This window comes from Mycobacterium sp. (assembly GCF_035623875.1).
GTDB lineage: Bacteria > Actinomycetota > Actinomycetes > Mycobacteriales > Mycobacteriaceae > Mycobacterium.
Window position 1 is genome coordinate 1 of the sequence record NZ_DASPSP010000279.1, and the last position, 3,111, is coordinate 3,111.

3 protein-coding genes are annotated in these 3,111 nt (G+C 62.8%); all 3 read right to left on the bottom strand.

The genetic code is table 11. The features are described from left to right. Positions 1 to 507: enoyl-CoA hydratase/isomerase family protein (locus tag VEI45_RS22550; RefSeq protein WP_324856749.1), on the bottom strand; the 507-nt coding region annotated here is incomplete at its 3' end. Positions 508 to 526: 19 nt separating this feature from the next. Continuing rightward, positions 527 to 1,408 carry an SDR family oxidoreductase gene (locus VEI45_RS22555; RefSeq protein ID WP_324856750.1) on the bottom strand — a complete coding sequence of 294 codons (882 nt, stop codon included), beginning with the start codon at positions 1,406 to 1,408 and terminating at the stop codon, positions 527 to 529. 11 nt (positions 1,409 to 1,419) lie between these two features. Then, entirely contained in the window at positions 1,420 to 2,949 is a 1,530-nt protein-coding gene (locus VEI45_RS22560; RefSeq protein ID WP_324856751.1) for a long-chain-fatty-acid--CoA ligase, read from the bottom strand. Positions 2,950 to 3,111 lie beyond the last annotated feature (162 nt).

A 3,111-nucleotide genomic window follows, 5' to 3' on the forward strand; every position in this document is an offset into this window, starting at 1 on the left:
ACCGGTAAGCAATAACTCCAACGCAAACCCGACACCGCAGGTGTTGACCAGACGGGGGATGCCGCCGTCGGCCGGATGCATCCCGCGACGCACCTCGAAGGTGCCGAACTGCGCGCGATCGGAGGCGATGCGGATGTCACACGCCATCGCCAGTTCGACCCCGTGGCCGACGCACCAGCCGTTGATCGCGGCGACGATGGGCTTGGTGATGCGCGACAGCGGCCCCCGGGTGATCCCGCACAGACCATCCTCGATCCGCTCGCGTCCGACCATTGGTCCGACGGTCTGCCACTCGGGCGCATGGGTTTTCAGGTCAGCGCCGGCGGTGAACGCGTCACCTGTCCCAGTGATCACAGCGACGCGAAGCTCTGGGTCGTCACGGAAGTCGCGCCAGATATCGCACAGCAGCTCGTGGGATTCGATATCGATGGCGTTCTTGACCTCTGGGCGGTTGAGGGTGATGTAGGCGACCTCACCGCGCTTGTCGTAGAGCACTTTTGCTGTCATTGCGGACCTTTCGAGGTAACTAGTTCGGTTGGTTGGTGTTGAGGATTGCCGGCAACGCGGAGCGATGGAACCCGTCGAACGGGACGTTGTGCTCTACCGCTTGCAGTTCCCACCACCCTGGCTTGGCGTTTGGAGCTCCACCGTCGACGCGGATGCACGTCCCGGTGATGAAGCTGGCGGCCGGTGACAGCAAGAACACCACCGCCGCGGCGGCTTCCGCCTCGGTTCCAAAGCGCTGCAAGGGAATCGTGTGGGCGACCTGGTTGCGGATGAAGTCGGTGTCTTTGCTGTCGTACGTGTCCAGACCGCTCGATGCGATGGAGCCGGGCGCGATGGTGTTTACCCGCACGCCCGCGGCGGCCCATTCGGTGGCGGCTGACTCACTCAGCGTCAGCATGCCTCCACGAGCAGCCGCCGAGTGCGCGAAGTGTGGCCAGCCATGCCAGATGTCGGCGATCATATTCACGATCGCGCCGCCGTGGTGCTTCATCCACTTGGTGTAGACCGCACGCATGACGATGAAGCCGCCGGTCAGGTTATTGCGTACCACCGCCTCAAAACCCTTGGTGGTGATGGTTTCCAGGGGTGCGCGGTATTGGCCGCCGGCATTGTTGAACAGCCCATCGATGCGCCCGTGTTCGTTAAGGATCGCGTCGATGACGCCGCTCACCGCGGCCTCGTCGCGGATGTCGGCGGAGTGGACGGATACCCGCCCACCGTCGTCGCGGATCTCGGCTTGCACCGCGTTGAGTTTGTCGGCGTTGCGGCCGACGATGGCCACCTCGGCGCCCAGCGCGGCGAGTTCGTGGGCCGTGCATCGTCCGATGCCGCTACCCCCGCCGGTAATCACGACCGTCTGGCCGGCGAACAAGCCGTCCTTGAATATTGATTGATAGCCCACGAATGTTCTCCTTAGGACATGCCTTCGAGCTGTTTGCGCAAAGCTGCCTTCTGCACCTTTCCGCTGGCGGTCTGCGGCAGAGCGCCCATCAGGTGAATCTCCTTGGGAACCTTGTACCCCGCGATGAGGCCGCGGCAGTGCGTCACAAGATCGGAGACGTCAACTGGCTTATCGGGATAAGTGACAACGAAGGCCACTACGCGTTCGCCCCACTTTTCGTCGGGGGCACCGACCACGGCGACCGACTGCACCGACGGGTGCGCCGCCAAAGCTCGTTCGACCTCTGCGGAGTAAATATTTTCGCCGCCGCTGACGATCATGTCCTTGAGCCGGTCAACGAGGAAAAGGTTGCCGTCTTTGTCGCGAATCCCGGCATCACCAGTGTGATACCAGCCATCGACGATTGCGGTAGCGGTCGCGTCGGGTTTGTTCCAGTAGCCGCTGAACATCCACGGTGAGCGCACCAGGACCTCGCCCGCCTCACCGGCGGGCAGGTCGCGTCCGTTCGCATCCACTATTCGCAACTCGACGCCGGGCATTGGTTGGCCGCAGGACTTCAGTAGGTCCGGATTGTCGAGGCGGTGCTGTTCTGGCCGCAGCAGTGTGACGATGAACGTCTCCGTGGTCCCATAGAACTGCACGAAATCGCAACCGAACACCTCCAGCGCTTGTTGCAATGTGTGCTGTCCGATCGGCGAACCGGCGTAGAGAATCCGGCGCAGCGATGAGAAATCAGCCGAGTTGGTCGACGCGTGGTCCAGCAGCATCTGCAACGCGGTGGGAACCACGCAGGTCACGGTGGGCCGGTGTTGCTCGACGGCAAATACGAAGGCTGCGGGCTCGAACGCGGACAGGGTCGCCAAGGACGCACCGCGATACAACGCCGGCAGCGACACCAACGTGCCGGCCAGATGGAAGTTCGGCATCATCATCAAGCCGATGTCATCGGAGTCCCAGTTCACCGACGGCTCTGTCGCCGCGGCACTAAACCAATTCATCAAGGCGCCGTGCGTAATCGGCACGCCCTTGGGGGCTGCGGTGGTGCCTGACGTGTAGCCCAGCAGGGCGGTCGCGCTGTCGGGCACAGCAATGCCGGGGTCTGCGGAGCCGCCACGCGAAAACCATTGGTCTAGCTCGTCTTCGGGGACGACCTCGACGGCCGTCTCTGTCGCCTGACGGACCCGCTCTGCGAGTTCGGTGAAGTCACGGCCGGCGAAGATCAGCGACACATTTGCGTCCTGTATGACCTCCACCAGCTCGGCGGCTGCACTACGCCAGTTCAGCGGCGCAAGCGCACATCCCGCTTTGTTCGCGCCAACCCAGATCTCAAAGAACGCCGCGGAGTTCTTGCCCAGAAAACCGATATGAGACCCAGGCCGGACCCTCGCCGCGATCAGCGTATTGGCGATCCGGTTCGATTGGTCGTTCAGTTGAGCGTAGGTGACAACACGACCGCCGTCGATCAACGCGGCCTTGTTCGGAGTCTCGCTTGACCAGAACCGCACCATGTCGGGGACACAACTGATGCCAGGTGCGACCACCACTACGCTCCTCGAAAGATTACAATGGTCAGACCATAGCAGGCGGCGGGGCGTTGGGACAAGACCGGCGGGACGAGCATTGCATTTCGGCGCCATTGGCGCCAGAATGGCGCCATGCCTAGCGTGCAGATCAAAGACGTCCCCGAAGACACCCACCGGGTC